At 59.3% G+C, this 14,284-nt stretch carries 16 protein-coding genes; 10 read left to right on the top strand and 6 right to left on the bottom strand.

The window, feature by feature from the left end:
• Window positions 1–303: 303 nt before the first annotated feature.
• The gene (locus tag G5171_RS10200) at window positions 304–480 is read left to right on the top strand and encodes a hypothetical protein (RefSeq protein WP_005340085.1); all 177 of its coding nucleotides are present in this window, start codon (window positions 304–306) and stop codon (window positions 478–480) included.
• A 155-nt stretch (window positions 481–635) separates the two neighbouring features.
• Here G5171_RS10200 and G5171_RS10205 read toward each other — a convergent pair whose 3' ends face one another.
• Together G5171_RS10205 and G5171_RS10210 are read right to left on the bottom strand one after the other, a co-directional pair.
• Window positions 636–1,133 (bottom strand): GNAT family N-acetyltransferase, encoded by a 498-nt coding sequence (locus tag G5171_RS10205; protein ID WP_216979605.1) that lies wholly within the window; start codon window positions 1,131–1,133, stop codon window positions 636–638.
• A 141-nt stretch (window positions 1,134–1,274) separates the two neighbouring features.
• Window positions 1,275–2,096, bottom strand: a complete 822-nt coding sequence (locus G5171_RS10210; protein WP_216979606.1) for an HDOD domain-containing protein — start codon at window positions 2,094–2,096, stop codon at window positions 1,275–1,277.
• A gap of 169 nt (window positions 2,097–2,265) precedes the next feature.
• Between G5171_RS10210 and G5171_RS10215 the strand changes: the two genes are divergently transcribed.
• Complete coding sequence (locus G5171_RS10215) at window positions 2,266–2,532, top strand: hypothetical protein (RefSeq protein ID WP_005340078.1); 267 nt, start codon at window positions 2,266–2,268, stop codon at window positions 2,530–2,532.
• Window positions 2,533–2,605: 73 nt separating this feature from the next.
• Here the strand turns inward: G5171_RS10215 and aphA are convergent, their stop codons facing one another.
• Window positions 2,606–3,325, bottom strand: a complete 720-nt coding sequence (aphA, locus tag G5171_RS10220) for an acid phosphatase AphA (protein ID WP_005342927.1) — start codon at window positions 3,323–3,325, stop codon at window positions 2,606–2,608.
• Between the two features lie 112 nt (window positions 3,326–3,437).
• The gene (locus tag G5171_RS10225; protein WP_421244944.1) at window positions 3,438–4,106 is read right to left on the bottom strand and encodes an ATP-binding protein; all 669 of its coding nucleotides are present in this window, start codon (window positions 4,104–4,106) and stop codon (window positions 3,438–3,440) included.
• A gap of 166 nt (window positions 4,107–4,272) precedes the next feature.
• Between G5171_RS10225 and G5171_RS10230 the strand changes: the two genes are divergently transcribed.
• From G5171_RS10230 to G5171_RS10265, 8 genes are all read left to right on the top strand, one after another.
• Window positions 4,273–5,592, top strand: a complete 1,320-nt coding sequence (locus tag G5171_RS10230; protein WP_421244939.1) for an MFS transporter — start codon at window positions 4,273–4,275, stop codon at window positions 5,590–5,592.
• A 144-nt stretch (window positions 5,593–5,736) separates the two neighbouring features.
• Window positions 5,737–6,459 (top strand): MarC family NAAT transporter, encoded by a 723-nt coding sequence (locus tag G5171_RS10235; protein WP_288728861.1) that lies wholly within the window; start codon window positions 5,737–5,739, stop codon window positions 6,457–6,459.
• Window positions 6,460–6,618: 159 nt separating this feature from the next.
• A complete protein-coding gene (locus G5171_RS10240) occupies window positions 6,619–6,822 on the top strand; it encodes a hypothetical protein (RefSeq protein WP_005342922.1) in 204 nt (67 codons plus the stop codon).
• A gap of 182 nt (window positions 6,823–7,004) precedes the next feature.
• Complete coding sequence (locus G5171_RS10245) at window positions 7,005–7,208, top strand: hypothetical protein (protein ID WP_041209699.1); 204 nt, start codon at window positions 7,005–7,007, stop codon at window positions 7,206–7,208.
• Window positions 7,209–7,471: 263 nt separating this feature from the next.
• On the top strand, window positions 7,472–8,368 hold the full coding sequence (gene murQ / locus G5171_RS10250; RefSeq protein WP_236346282.1) for an N-acetylmuramic acid 6-phosphate etherase: 897 nt from the start codon (window positions 7,472–7,474) through the stop codon (window positions 8,366–8,368).
• 96 nt (window positions 8,369–8,464) lie between these two features.
• On the top strand, window positions 8,465–9,919 hold the full coding sequence (gene murP / locus G5171_RS10255; RefSeq protein WP_421250821.1) for a PTS N-acetylmuramic acid transporter subunit IIBC: 1,455 nt from the start codon (window positions 8,465–8,467) through the stop codon (window positions 9,917–9,919).
• Between the two features lie 102 nt (window positions 9,920–10,021).
• Complete coding sequence (locus tag G5171_RS10260) at window positions 10,022–11,095, top strand: porin (RefSeq protein ID WP_421260137.1); 1,074 nt, start codon at window positions 10,022–10,024, stop codon at window positions 11,093–11,095.
• Window positions 11,096–11,136: 41 nt separating this feature from the next.
• A complete protein-coding gene (locus tag G5171_RS10265; RefSeq protein WP_421244941.1) occupies window positions 11,137–11,772 on the top strand; it encodes a DUF2057 domain-containing protein in 636 nt (211 codons plus the stop codon).
• Window positions 11,773–11,840: 68 nt separating this feature from the next.
• On the opposite strand, the gene G5171_RS10270 is transcribed toward G5171_RS10265, so the two are convergent.
• Window positions 11,841–12,704 (bottom strand): SIS domain-containing protein, encoded by an 864-nt coding sequence (locus G5171_RS10270; RefSeq protein ID WP_005342915.1) that lies wholly within the window; start codon window positions 12,702–12,704, stop codon window positions 11,841–11,843.
• A 32-nt stretch (window positions 12,705–12,736) separates the two neighbouring features.
• Window positions 12,737–14,185 (bottom strand): metalloprotease TldD, encoded by a 1,449-nt coding sequence (gene tldD / locus G5171_RS10275; RefSeq protein WP_421260138.1) that lies wholly within the window; start codon window positions 14,183–14,185, stop codon window positions 12,737–12,739.
• Window positions 14,186–14,284 lie beyond the last annotated feature (99 nt).

Raw genomic sequence — 14,284 nt, forward strand, 5'->3', positions numbered from 1 at the left:
TTTATGTTTATCCTGCAATGCTTCACCTCACGATGAATCCTGCCAGTACCCGCATAACCTTCTTCTGATTTACTCGCCTTGAGAACCGTCAGGCTGTCTGCCTGCGTTGCCCGGCTCTCACGGTGCAGACCCGATCTGCCCACCCAATTTGATTTATGCATCAGCATATTCCTTGAAAGTGCAGACGCCCTTTAACCGGGCTGGGTATTCCTGCGCGCTTGTCGTTCACCCAATCGACCGCGCCCATTGACCTGACATTTGCCAATACAAGGAGCAAACACCTAATTTATATAGAGAAATACCATGATGAAAGCAGTACAAACACACAAGCCCCTGCGTCGTAGCAAGCCCATCAACCTGCCTGTGCAAGAGCACGACAATGATGCGTTTCTGATCCAGTTCAGCACCCGCTTCAGCGGCGGTTTCGCCATCTCCTGTGATGGTATCGCTGGCGAGTTCTCCATCGAAGACCTCAACTGATCCTGCCTGCCCTCCGGCAGCGCCCGATGCAGACAGGCCGCAACTCACGGCGGCCTCTTTGCTTCTCTCTCACTCCTTTAGCCAGACCCGGCCTCTTGCTTGTCACTCAGCCTGACAGCCACCTCGCCATTCGCTTTCCAGCTCTCTGACCTTGATCACTGCTCCAGCAGCAGGCACTCATCGGCATCTTCGCTCAATTTGACCAGCCGACTACGCACCAGCCCCAGCTTGGCCAACAGGCCGATGGAACGCTCGTTGCCCGGCGTAACGATGGCAATCACCTGCCCGATCCCCAGCCGACTTTTGCCATCGGCCAGAGCAGCCTGCGCCGCTTCGATGGCATAACCCTGACCGCGATACTGCGGCAGGAAGGCGTAACCGATATCGACCTGCTCCAGGGTATCGCGCTTGATCAGACCGCAGATACCGAGGCTGGCGCCATCTTCCCTGCGCTCGACCAGATAGAGGCCGTGACCATGACGGGCATAGCTCACCGCCGGTCCCTGCTGGATATACTCCTGCGCCTGTTCCAGGGTACGAATGCCCCGATCACCGATGTAGCGATAGAAGTCACCGTCATTGAGCAGCTCAAGAATAAAGGGGGCATCGGCGATGGTCAGTTCACGCAGAACGAGACGGGGGGAGGTAATCATGGCAAGGGCTCTCTCAAAACAGGCGAAGTCAGCAGAGTGCCCCCTCGACAACCGACTGACAAGCAATAGCGGGCTCACGGCCATGAAAAGGGGGCCAACCTCGGCCCCTTTTTACGATGTCACACAGCGGTAGCAGAGTGGTCAGGCAGCCAGCAACCCGGCATAGCCATTACCCTGCTCGCGCAGCGCAGTGAACTGGGCGGCACAATCGGCCCAGCTCAACCCCAGCGCATCTGCCACCTTGTGGGGCCACTCGGGTGGCGCCTCTTCCCCCACATCGGATTGCGCAGCCAGCACGATCGCCAGATGGATCAACCCGGCCTCGGGAGAGAACTCCTTGGCCAGCATGGGGTTGTAGTGATACTCCACCGCATTGCTGATGGTCTCGGGGAACTTCCAGTAACGTGCCATGGCCGCCCCGACCTGGGCATAGTTGAAGCCAACCACCAGCTCTTCCGCCTTGGCCCGCCCCTTGTGCAGCTCCAGATCGTGGATGTGATGGACGGTGTTTTCCGGCAGGCCCACATGCATCACCAGTCGGCCAAGATCGTAGAGCAGGGCGCAGGTAAAAACCTCATCTCCCTTCATCCCCTTCTTCACCGCCAGACGACGGGCCAGCTCCGCCACGTTGAACACGCTGCCCCAGAAGTGTTTGAGGTCAATGCCGGGCACCGCAGTGACCGATTCGGTGAGCCCGCAGGCCAGCACCATGTTGCGCACCATCGCCAACCCCAGCCGCACCGAGGCTTCATTGACGGTGCCGATCTGACGACTACTACCGAATTTGGCCGAGTTGGCCAGCCGCAGCAACTTGGCGGAGATGACAGGGTCCTTGTTGATCAACTTGCTGATCTTGAGCAGATCCGGATCCTTTTCATTGAAGGTCTGGATCAAATCGCGCATCACTTCCGGGATCTGGGGCAGTAGCTTGGGCTCGGCCAGCAGGGAATCTATCGTGGGCATAGGCGTGTCCATCCATGTTATCTGTGTTCCAACCTGTTTGCCTTGGCAAACTCCTCCTAATTATGGGTAACAAATGGCCTCTCCATCGGATTGTTTATTCGCTGTTCATTCAAGGTGTTAGTCCCATTCAGGCTATACTGGCCGCCACATTCACTGTTGCGGATATCCCATGAACGACACTCAGGAATTTTTTGATGAAGACGCGCTGCTGGAGATGGTGGAGAACCAGCTCAACGACGGTCACCCGCCCCATGTGAAGGCGACCCTGATGCGGCTGGTAATGAAGGGCACCCCGCGGGAAGAGGCGCTGCAATATATCGCCTGCGCCCTCGGTGCCGAGCTGATGGCAATGGAGGCCGATCAGGGCCCCTTCAATCTGACCCGTTACGGCGAGTTCCTCGACAGCCTGCCCGAGATGCCGTGGGCAGACGAGTGACCCGAGCTGAATAACGGATGCAAAAAGGGCGGGTGCCAATAGCCCCGCCCTTGTTGCATGGATCCGCTCCGGATCAGAACTGGGAGTTGATGATCACCTCTTCTCCCAGCGCCCCTGCCAACGGCAGTGGCCGATAGCTGGAGTTGGCGGCCCGCAGCAGACGAATGCCGCGAATGCCGACCTCCTGCGCCGCCTTGATATCCCCGTCGGCGTCGCCGTAGAAGAGCTTCATCTGCTTATCCTTGAGCCATTGCACCTTGGTGTTCTGGCCCGGCTGGTCGCCGGCGAAGATCACCGGATTGAGCTGGTCAGCCGGAATATTCATGGTCTGCTGCAGAGTCTGGCTCACGGTTTCGGTCTTGGTGGCCGAGCGACCGGTGACGAAATAGATGTGGTCACCACGCTTGAGATGCATGGCGATGAGCGCCTTGCCCACCTCTTTCGGCATGCTGAACGCATCCCAGCCGTTATTCATCTTCTCCCAGAAGGCGGGGTTCTTCAGATAGCTCTCGTCGTTGGGTGAGAACTCCTGCTTGCCGCGATAAAAACCCGGGCTGGAGAAGAGCAGGGTATCGTCGATATCAAACCCGACTGCCATCGGGGGCAGGCCATCCAGACTCTTGGCAATCTGCTCCACTGACACCCAGTGGATCGGCGCCTGCTGGGCCAGAGTGACGGTGGTGACACCGGCAGGGATAGGCTGAACGGTAGCGGCTTGACCCGCCACGGCAGGCAGAGAGAGGGCGGCAGCCAGCAAGGAGGCAAGCAGCGCCGGACGAGAGATGTGTTTCATAAGGCAGGTTGTCATCTTCAATCAAAAGAGGGGGCCAATAGTGCCCCCATCCCGCCCTTCAAATCTGTGAAAGCTCCTGCAAAAGGGAGCATTTGACGCCCGATAATTAATCCTAGATTGGCAGCAGATCGGTAAAGACAAAGCCGTCGCGCACCACTGTCTCGCCGACCCGAATGCCGAGCGGACGGGAGAACATGGGGCCATCATAGGCCAGGGTGTGAAACTCGCCGTTCTCGCCGCACGGATCGACCCCCTCCGGCAGCGCCGCCAGCAGTGCCTCGTCAAAGTCGTGGCCCCCCAGGCTGGCATCCAGCTTGTTCGGGTCGAGAGCACTGATCCGCGCCTTCAACCCAGCGGCTACCATCTGCGGCGCCAGTTCACGGGTATTGCTGCCCCACAGCGGGAACAGTGGTTCGATGCCAGTGCCTGCCAGCTGCTTTTCACGGTAGGCGCGCACATCCTCGAGGAACAAGTCGCCAAAGGCCATATAGCGGATCCCTTGTGCCACCACATCGGCGATAAAGCCAGTCATGATGCGGGCGTAATCCTCGTTGCTGCAGGGCCAGGGCAGATCGATGGTGATGAGAGGCAGCCCGACGCAGGCGGCCTGCTCGGTCAACAGCTGCTTGCGCACCCCGTGCATCGCCACCCGCTCGAATGCCTGATTGAGGGTGGTAAACAGCCCCACCACTTCAATGGCGGGATCTTGCCGCAACTGATGCAGTGCCCATGCGCAATCCTTGCCACTGCTCCAGGAGAGCAGTACCCGTTTCTTTTCCATCATTCCTCCGCCAGCGGGGCATTCGGATTGCCCCAAAAAGATGCAAGACAGTGTTGCGAATTGCGCGATTTACACACAAGAGGCAGGCAGCATACTCTCGATCACCTGTATATGCCCCTTGCCCGGGGTGACAATAACTAAAAAAACCGATGGGAAACATACGGATATGACCACGACCACACAACAGCACGATCACGCCCGCCCCCTCAATCGACAGGATTACAAAACCCTGAGTCTGGCTGCCCTCGGCGGTGCGCTGGAGTTTTACGACTTCATCATCTTCGTCTTCTTCGCCGTGGTCATCGGCGAGCTGTTCTTCCCGGCCGACATTCCCGAGTGGCTGCGCCAGTTCCAGACCTTCGGCATCTTCGCCGCCGGTTATCTGGCCCGCCCGCTTGGCGGCATCATCATGGCCCACTTTGGCGATCTCATCGGTCGCAAGCGGATGTTCACCCTCAGCATCATCATGATGGCGCTGCCGACCCTGTTGATCGGTCTGCTGCCCACCTATGCGGTGCTCGGCATCGGCGCCCCCATCGCCCTGCTGGGACTGCGGATCCTGCAAGGCGCTGCCATCGGCGGTGAAGTGCCGGGCGCCTGGGTATTTGTCGCCGAGCACGTCCCTGCCCGTCGGGTCGGGGTCGCCTGCGGCACGCTCACCGCAGGATTGACGGCCGGCATCCTGCTTGGCTCCCTCATTGCCACTGCGGTCAACAAGAGCCTGACGCCGGCCGAAGTGAGCGAGTGGGGCTGGCGGGTGCCCTTCCTGCTGGGCGGCATCTTCGGCATCGTTGCCATGTACCTGCGTCGCTGGTTGCACGAGACCCCGGTCTTCGCCGAGATGAAAGCCAACAAGACCTTGGCTGACGAGCTGCCCCTCAAGGCGGTGCTGCGCAACCACAAGAGCAGCGTCGTAGTCTCCATGCTGCTCACCTGGCTGCTCTCCGCCGGGATCGTGGTGGTGATCCTGATGACCCCGACCTATCTGCAGAAGGTTTATGGCATCAGCCCGGCGGACGCCCTGACCGCCAACTCGCTGGCGATCGTCGCCCTGACCCTCGGCTGTATCGTCTATGGTCGACTGATCGACCTGCTGGGCAGCGGTCTTACCTTCATGTTCGGCTCCCTGCTGCTGGCTGGCTCCAGCTACGCCTTCTATCACGGTCTGACGGCCGGTACGAGCCAGCTGGTGCCGCTCTACATGCTGGCGGGCTTTGCGGTCGGGATTGTCGGTGCCGTGCCTTACGTGATGGTCAACGCCTTCCCGCCGGTGGTGCGCTTCTCCGGTCTGTCGTTCTCCTACAACGTGGCCTACGCCATCTTCGGTGGCCTCACCCCGATGGCGGTGACCCTCTGGATGAAGAGCGACATGCTTGCCCCCTCCCACTATGTGGTGAGTCTGTCGGTGCTGGGTTTTGCCATCGGCCTCTGGCTCTGGTTCCAGCAACGGGCCATCCGACAACAGCAAGCGCCGCAAGCGGCCTGACCCGAACAACAAGCCCCGGTAACTGCCGGGACTCTTTTGTACTGCTTATGTTCAGTTTCGCCAGCATAAGATAGCCTCCCTCTTGAGTCAGGTGACCACCTGGATCAAGGTATTCCCATTCATCCTTGCTACCCGAGGCTCAACATGTTCTTTCAGGTCGTATTTCTCGCCTTGCTGGCGCTGCTGCCCATGGTCAATCCCCCCACCACAGCCACCCTGTTGCTGGGGCTGAGCAAGGGGATGTCGCGCGAACACGTGCGCCGTCAGGTCAATATGGCGGCCATCTATCTGTTCTGCACCCTCTGCATCACCTTCTTTATCGGATCTTCGATTCTGGATCTGTTCGGGATCTCCATCCCGGGTTTGCGCCTGGCCGGGGGGCTCATCATCGGCTTTATCGGCTTTCGCATGCTGTTCCCCGCCCCCAGCCAGCAGAGCGGGGTCGATATCAACCAGAGCATCGCCTTCGTACCACTCACCATGCCCAGCATGTGCGGGCCGGGCACCATGGCGCTGGTAATAAGCGGGGCAGCCCAGATTGCCGAGCTGCCTGACGAGTACAACCGCCTCACTATCTATGGCGCCATGGTCACTGCATTTGCTCTGATGAGCCTGATCAGCTGGGGAGTATTGAAGCTGGCGGATCCGGTCTGCAAGATCCTTGGCGCCACCGGCATCGATGCCATGACCCGCATCATGGGCTTCCTGCTGGTCTGCATGGGTATGCAGTTTTGCATCAACGGCATCAAGGAAGTGGCACAGGATCCGGTCTTCCACGGCGGCCAGACCATGCAAACCGCACCGGCGCTACCGCAGGCGTCCGGCACGTTTGATCAGTTGCCGCAAAAGCCCGCCAGCTCTGATTGAAAACGGTATCAAAAAGTCCCTGACGATCTGCACTGATCTTGTTCCTGATCATGTTACTGACACAAAAATGGGTTAGTTTGTTTTTTATACAGACTTTATTCAGACGGACGCTGATAGGTTTGTTGATGAATACCCACTCAACTTCAGGAGAGTATGCAGATGGACAAGATGCTGACCGAAATAGGGAGCCATAGCCTGTTTCACGAGTACCTGAACGTGGTTGGGATTGCGAGCCCATCCCTCGCCAAGATTGAGCAACACTGGGAATATAAAAAGCGGGAGCAGCTGGTCGCCAAAATCCAGATCGATAAGCAGGGCAATGCCCGTTACTTCATCGATGCTCGCGCCATATCCATCAACTGATACCGAATAACCAGCCAGCCCCGGTCCACTGACCGGGGCTTTTTGTGATCTGAGCTCCCATACTCCCCGACCAGCTGCATCGCTGTTGTTGCACGAAAAGCCTGTCTGTTTTTTGTACAGCACTCATTCAGCTCGACATGGCTATCTTGTCTCTGCCCCCCTTGTTCCAGAAGAGTGCCCATATGACCAAGATGCTGACCGAAATCGGCAGTCATAGCCTGTTTCACGAATACCTGAATGTGCTCGGCATAGCCAATCCAGCCCTTGCCAACATAGAACAACTGTGGGAACACCGGCAGCAAGAGAGGCTGCTCGCCAAAATCCAGATCGACAAACAGGGCAAGGCCCGTTACTTCATCGACGCCCGCGCCATCTCGGTCAATTAACACCGATGATTCTGCAAGCCCCGGCCTACTGACCGGGGCTTTTTGTTGCATGCCCATCAAGCAGGCTAGCCAATCCCCCTGTCATCTTCGCTCTTGTACCTGTACGCCTCTTCAGGAATTTTAATTACAAAAAACAAAAATTAACTGAATAATTAATTATGCGATACCGATCTCATAATAAAAATCAAAAATCGAGCATGATAGCCAGCATCAAGAAAGATGATGTACGCCGGGGATGGCGACGACCTGAAGTAGAGGAAGCGATGACCATTGACCTATCAAGCATGATTACTGAAACCCGCAATCCAGCCAGCATCGAGATCGATCAGCTCCCGACGCTGGATATGCTGCGGATCATCAATCAAGAAGATCAACACGTAGCAGTGGCTGTAGGCCAACTGCTGCCCGAGATCGCCAAGGCGGTCGATGCTATTGCTGCGGCATTTGGCAAAGGCGGCCGCTTGATCTACATCGGGGCAGGCACCTCCGGGCGCCTCGGCATTCTGGACGCCAGCGAATGCCCACCCACCTACGGTGTCTCTGCCGAACGGGTCATCGGCCTGATTGCCGGGGGCCACAAGGCCATACTGCAGGCGGTGGAGAATGCCGAAGACGATGCAGAACTCGGTGCCAACGATCTTAAAAACATCCACTTCAGTGCCAACGATGTACTGGTGGGTATCGCAGCCAGTGGACGAACCCCCTATGTACTGGGCGCCATGCAGTATGCCAGGAGCCTGGGTGCCACAGTGTGCAGCATCAGCTGCAACCCGGGCAGCCCGCTCGCCAAAGCGGCCGACATAAGCATGGTCGCCGTGGTCGGACCCGAGATAGTGACCGGCTCCTCCCGCATGAAAGCGGGCACAGCCCAGAAGCTGATCCTCAATATGCTCTCGACCGGTGCCATGATCCGCACCGGCAAGGTCTACGGCAATCTGATGGTAGATGTGGAGGCGACCAACGCCAAACTGGTGGAACGCCAGAAGCGCATCGTCATGGAAGCAACCGAATGTGACCGTGGCACGGCCGAGCAGGCTCTTGCCGCCGCGGATAGCCACTGCAAGACCGCCATCGTAATGATCCTGGCCAATATCTCCGCCAGCGAAGCACGAGAGCGGCTGAAAAGCAGCGGCGGCTTTATCAGCAAATGCACAGATTAATCGGCCGACCGCACATTGGCCGCGCCAGCAATGGCGACAGGATAACAACATAAGCGGGGGCATCCGCCCCCTCACATCAGACTGACCGGGTTCTTTATGGCAAAAATAACTGATTCCATGATTGGCCAGATCATCCAGGCCATCGGCGGCCGGGATAACATCACCAACTGTGGCCACTGCATGACCCGCTTGCGGCTGAGCCTGGCGGACAGCCTGCATGCCGATCGCGATACTATCAAACGGATCGCCGGGGTGATGGGGGTGATTGAAAGCGACAACCAGTTCCAGATCGTGCTTGGTCCGGGCAAAGCCCAGACCGCCTGCGAAATGATGAACGGTATGCTGAGTACGGACGCTGGCATCCTCACCGCCCCCCGCCCGCAACCTGCGGATCTTGGCGACATCGCCGCCGCCAACAAGCAGGCGCTGAAGCAGAAGCAGAGCAGTGCGGCGCACCGCTTCCTGGCCAAGTTTGCCACCATTTTCACTCCGCTGATCCCCGGTTTTATCGCTGCGGGTCTGCTGCTCGGCTGTGCCACCCTGATCGAACAGACCCTGTTGCTGGAAGGACAGCAGACAGGGGGCATGCTGGCCGAATTCGTCGGCTACATGAAGCTCTTCAGCAAGGGACTGTTCAGCTTCCTCAGCATCCTGATCGGCTACAACGCCCAGAAGGCGTTTGGTGGCTCCGGCGTCAACGGTGCCATCATCGCCTCTCTGTTTGTCATGGGTTATGACCCTCAGGCCAGCAGCGGCATCTACTCCGGTATCACCGACTTCTTCGGCCATCAGATCGATCCCCGCGGCAACATCATCGGCGTGCTGATCGCCTGCATCATAGGCGCCTCGGTTGAGCGCCAGGTTCGCCGCTACATGCCGGACAGTCTGGATATGATCCTCACTTCCTGCATCACCCTGCTGATCATGGGAGCCGTCACCTTTATCCTGATCATGCCCCTCGGCGTGCAGCTCTATAACGGCATGTCCTGGCTCTTCATCAACCTCAATGGCAACCCGTTCGGTACCGCTATTCTGGCTGGCCTGTTCCTCATCTCGGTGATGTTTGGCATCCACCAGGGGTTCGTTCCCGTCTACTTTGCGCTGATGGATGCCCAGGGCTTCAACTCCCTGTTTCCTATCCTGGCGCTGGCCGGTGCCGGACAGGTAGGGGCTGCGCTGGCGCTCTACAGCCGGGCAGGCAAGGATTCCCTACTGCGCACTCAGGTGAAGGGCACCATCATTCCGGGCATTCTGGGGGTCGGTGAGCCGCTCATCTACGGCGTCACCCTGCCGCGGGTCAAACCCTTTATCACGGCCTGCTGCGGTGGTTCGCTGGGGGGCTTCGTGGTTGGCCTGATCTCCTGGCTGGGTCTGCCGGTCGGCCTCAACACCGTCTTTGGCCCCTCCGGTATCGTCGCCCTGCCGCTGATGACCTCCGCCCAGGGGATCTTCCCCGGCATGATGGTCTATGCGGTCGGCCTCGCCGTTGCCTACCTCGGCGGCTACCTCTTCACCCTGATGTTCGGCTGCAAGAACGTCGATCTGAGTTAATCCCTCCTCCGGATTTCTAGCCAAGGTCTGGCCCCGAGCAATCGGGGTCATGGCCGAACTCATCCCGGCTCTGGCACAGAGCCCGTACAGGAACGATAAAAAATGAAAAAATCCATGCTTGCTCTGGTTCTTCCCGCACTGCTCGGCACAGGTTCCGCTCATGCGGCCGTCATCTATCAGGCTGACGATGGCTCCAACGTCGACCTCTACGGCCGTCTTGGCTTCAATATTTCCGACAAGAAGAGCGGCAATGATCAGGGTGACTTCGATGGCCGTATCGGCTTTACCGCCCGTCAGACCGTCAATGACGATGTCGCAGTGATCGGCATGGCGCAATATCAGGTCAATGCAGCCGAATACGCCAACAACGTGCAGAAGAACAGCAGCGATCTCACCGCCCGTTACGTCTGGGCAGGGATTGATGGTGGTCAGTGGGGCAAGGTGACCGGCGGGCGCGTCTCTTCCGGCCTCATCATGTTCACCGATATCGGCGATGTGTTTGCCGCCTCCGACGTCTCCATGGCCCGTCAGGCCAACAAGGTGGACTCCACCGCCGTGCAGGTGTTCCGTCAGGATGGCACCCTGCAGTACCAGAACACCCTCGGCAATCTGGATCTCTCGCTCGCCTACATCCTCGGCAACAGCACTTCGGATCTCGATTACGGCTACAACGGTGCCCTGCGCTACACCTTCGATCTGGACAGTGCCGGCAAACTGGCTCCGGTCGTGGCGTATCAGCAGACCAAAGCCGCCCAGAGCAGTGGCAGCAAGGTCGATCCCAATGCCGATGAGTATCGCTTCGCCGGGATTGGTACCCGCTACTATCTCGGCCCTCTGATGTTGGGTGCCCTCTATAGCAAGGATCAGGTGACCTATCGCGACGGCCGTGCCGACAGTGAAGACAAGGTGTGGGAACTGACCGCTGTGTATGACATCAACCAGAAGTGGGGGGCCCGCGCAGGCTATCGTCACCTCGTCAACGAGGGTGGCGACCAGATGGCACTGCGCGATACTACGCTGGAGCTGCAATACAAGCTCACCCCGCGATCTTCCCTCTACAGCGCCTATGTGATCCGCAATGGTGAAGATGGTCTGGCTGGTAGCACCATCACCAGCTTTGGTGGCAGCAGCAACAGCGAGAGCTTCTACCACCTCGGCCTGCGCTACGAATTCTGATCTGGTTGCCGGCCTGCGGGCCGGCTCCTTTATGGAGTCTTATGATGGCACGATCCTCCCTGCTCTCTCCCCTACTATTATCCCCCCTGTTTGCCCTGCTGCTCAGCGTACCGGCACAGGCGGCCCGGCTGGAGCTGGCCGATACCCTCACCCTGCTCGCCTCGCCACAGGGCAAACCCTCGGCCTTCACCCGGACCATTGAGCTCCCGGCGGGAGAGTCCCGACTGCTGGTGCGCTTTGACAGCCCAAGTGACCCTCGATCCACCAACGAGAGCCCGGGACGCGTGACCTCAGCTCCTCTGCTGGTCACCCTTACAGCACCAGCACAAGGGACGCTGCAACTGACCACCCCGGTGCTGACCAGCCCCTCGGCTATCCGCCAGTTTGCCGCCAGCCCGACCCTGCTGCTGAGTGACGACAAGGGCATATCACAGCCGCTGACACTACAAGCCCTGCCACGCAGCCAGGATGGTCTGGGCACCGATTACCAGGCCCTGCTGGCGAGCCATACACCAACAGCAAGTCCGCCCCCCATTTTCGCAACACAAGCCGCAACTACCATTCATACCGCTTCGGCACTTACGCCGGAGCAGGCGGATGCCACCCTGCGGGAACTCTATCTGGCGGCCGATGCCAAGCGGCGTAAAGCCTTTATCCGCTGGGCCCTTGACCTCTAGCAGACAACAAAAAACCACCTGTTCAGGTGGTTTTTTGTTGTACGGATGATACAGAGGCAGAGCCGACCTCACTCCTTGTTGAGTCGGTCGATGGCATCCCGGGTACCGTCAATCAGTGCCCAGGCTCGCTCGTCTCTGCGCTGCACCAGGCCGAGGAACAGGATGTCGGTAATGGTGTTCTGGGCGGTACGTGAGGAGATGGAAGAGATACGCAACTCGTTCTCCTCCGCCACCGTATCCAGCACCATGTCGGCCATCTGGCGCAACTGGGTTTGCCGGAACGAAGTCACGGCAATCAGGGTGGCACCATTGCGCTTGGCCAGCTCGGCCGCCGCCAGCACATCACGGCTGGCGCCAGAATAGGAGATGACCAGTTGCACATCACCCGGCCCCAGGGTCTGGGCGATGGAGATCTGCACATGGCTATCCTGGGCAAACAGGGTAGTTACGCCGATCTTGAGCAACTTGTACCAGAGATCCTTGGCAGTCAGTGCCGAACCGCCAATCCCCACCAGCTGCACCCGCCCGGCGCCATCTATGGTATCGAGTACCTGCTTCAGCAGAGCACTGTCGAGGGCCTGAGTGGTCTCGACGATGGAGTTGATCTTCTCCTGCGCCAGCTTCTTGGCCATGGTCTCCAGATCATCGTCCCGCCCGATGCCATTGTAGAGATCACCGACATTGTCGGTCTTGATGGCATGCTTGCGCCCCAGATCCTCGCTAACCGCCAGCTTGAAGGCGGTGAAGCCCTTGAACCCGATCTTCTGGGTGAACTTCACTATGCTCGACTGGCTCACCTCCGCCTGCTGGGCCAGCTCCTGGGAGGAGAAGCGAGTCACCTGCTCCGGGCAGGAGAGGATGTAATCGGCAATCTTGAGCTCGCTGGGAGAGAGCTGGCTCCGGATATTGGATATTTTCGACAGGGTAAGCATGATTTCTCTCTGTTCTTGTGCTGCGTCGAGGCTTACTGGGTGCCACCCACGGTGAGTTGATCCAGTTTAAGGGTGGGCTGGCCGACACCGACCGGCACGCTCTGCCCCTCCTTGCCGCAGATGCCGACCCCGCGATCCAGCGCCAGGTCGCTCCCCACCATGGAGACCTGGCTCATCGCCTCGGGGCCGTTGCCGATCAGGGTCGCCCCCTTGATGGGGGCAGTGATCTTGCCATCCTCGATGAGGTAAGCCTCGGAGGCGGAGAAGACAAACTTGCCGGAGGTGATGTCCACCTGACCGCCACCGAAGTTGGGGGCATAGATGCCCTCCTTCACCGAGGCGATGATCTCGGCCGGATCGTACTGACCCGCCAACATGTAGGTGTTGGTCATGCGCGGCATCGGCATGGCAGCGTAGGATTCGCGGCGCCCGTTGCCGGTGAGTGGCACACCCATCAGGCGGGCGTTCTGCTTGTCTTGCAGATAGCCCTTGAGGATACCGTTCTCGATCAGCACGTTGTAGCCACCCGGCGTCCCCTCGTCATCTATGCTGACGGAGCCACGCCGACCCGGCAGGGTGCCGTCATCGACGATGGTGCAGAGCTTGGAGGCCACCTGCTCGCCGATGCGACCGGCAAATGCGGAAGAGCCCTTGCGGTTGAAATCGCCCTCCAGACCGTGACCCACCGCCTCATGCAGCAGCACACCAGGCCAGCCGGCACCCAGCACCACCGGCATGGTGCCGGCTGGCGCGTCGATGGCTTCCAGATTGACCAGCGCCTGACGCACCGCTTCACGCACATAGCCAAAAGCGCGGCTCTCCAGCCCGTCCAGTTCGAGGAACCAGTCGTAACCAAAGCGGCCACCGCCACCGGCACTGCCACGCTCGCGGCGATCCCCCTTCTCGGCGATCACGGTCACCGACAGCCGCACCAGCGGACGCACATCAGCGGCCAGGGTGCCGTCGGTGGCGGCCACCAGCACCTCTTCGTAGACGCCGCTGATGGAGGCCATCACCTGATTGATGGCGGGATCCAGACTTCTGGCGAACTTGTCCATCTGCTCCAGTAGGGCGATCTTCTGGTGCTTGTCGAGGGTCTGCAGCGGATCCATGGCCGGATAGAGCAGGTTCGCTTCGGTGCGAGTCCACGCCTTCACCTTGCCGTGAGCACCTGCGGCGGCGATGCCGCGAGCGGCAGTCACCGACTGTTGCAGCGCCAGCAGGCTCAGCTCGTCCGAGTAGGCGAAACCGGTCTTCTCGCCGCTGACGGCGCGCACCCCGACCCCCTGATCGATGTTGTAGCTGCCATCCTTGACGATGCCATCTTCCAGCATCCAGGACTCGTGCCAGCTGCGCTGGAAATAGAGATCGCCGAACTCCACCTGATGGCTCATCAGGCTGCCGAGCAGCTGCTGCAGGCGCCCTTCGTCGAGGTCGTTCGGGGCCAACAGGGAGGCACTAACCTGGCTCAATAGACTCAATCTTCTTCTCCACTCTCGTAACGAGCTGTTTTAAATCGTCTTGCCGACGGGTTGGCAACAAGCCACACCATCACAACAAACGGGCATGCTCCAGCACGG

The organism is Aeromonas sp. 600774, from assembly GCF_049175075.1.
Classification (GTDB): domain Bacteria; phylum Pseudomonadota; class Gammaproteobacteria; order Enterobacterales; family Aeromonadaceae; genus Aeromonas; species Aeromonas veronii_A.

Coding starts and splice junctions, on each gene's coding strand:
- G5171_RS10200 (WP_005340085.1), top strand. CDS start 304: ATGATGAAAGCAGTACAAACACACAAGCCCCTGCGTCGTAGCAAGCCC.
- G5171_RS10205 (WP_216979605.1), bottom strand. CDS start 1,133: ATGATTACCTCCCCCCGTCTCGTTCTGCGTGAACTGACCATCGCCGAT.
- G5171_RS10210 (WP_216979606.1), bottom strand. CDS start 2,096: ATGCCCACGATAGATTCCCTGCTGGCCGAGCCCAAGCTACTGCCCCAG.
- G5171_RS10215 (WP_005340078.1), top strand. CDS start 2,266: ATGAACGACACTCAGGAATTTTTTGATGAAGACGCGCTGCTGGAGATG.
- aphA (WP_005342927.1), bottom strand. CDS start 3,325: ATGAAACACATCTCTCGTCCGGCGCTGCTTGCCTCCTTGCTGGCTGCC.
- G5171_RS10225 (WP_421244944.1), bottom strand. CDS start 4,106: ATGGAAAAGAAACGGGTACTGCTCTCCTGGAGCAGTGGCAAGGATTGC.
- G5171_RS10230 (WP_421244939.1), top strand. CDS start 4,273: ATGACCACGACCACACAACAGCACGATCACGCCCGCCCCCTCAATCGA.
- G5171_RS10235 (WP_288728861.1), top strand. CDS start 5,737: ATGTTCTTTCAGGTCGTATTTCTCGCCTTGCTGGCGCTGCTGCCCATG.
- G5171_RS10240 (WP_005342922.1), top strand. CDS start 6,619: ATGGACAAGATGCTGACCGAAATAGGGAGCCATAGCCTGTTTCACGAG.
- G5171_RS10245 (WP_041209699.1), top strand. CDS start 7,005: ATGACCAAGATGCTGACCGAAATCGGCAGTCATAGCCTGTTTCACGAA.
- murQ (WP_236346282.1), top strand. CDS start 7,472: ATGACCATTGACCTATCAAGCATGATTACTGAAACCCGCAATCCAGCC.
- murP (WP_421250821.1), top strand. CDS start 8,465: ATGGCAAAAATAACTGATTCCATGATTGGCCAGATCATCCAGGCCATC.
- G5171_RS10260 (WP_421260137.1), top strand. CDS start 10,022: ATGAAAAAATCCATGCTTGCTCTGGTTCTTCCCGCACTGCTCGGCACA.
- G5171_RS10265 (WP_421244941.1), top strand. CDS start 11,137: ATGATGGCACGATCCTCCCTGCTCTCTCCCCTACTATTATCCCCCCTG.
- G5171_RS10270 (WP_005342915.1), bottom strand. CDS start 12,704: ATGCTTACCCTGTCGAAAATATCCAATATCCGGAGCCAGCTCTCTCCC.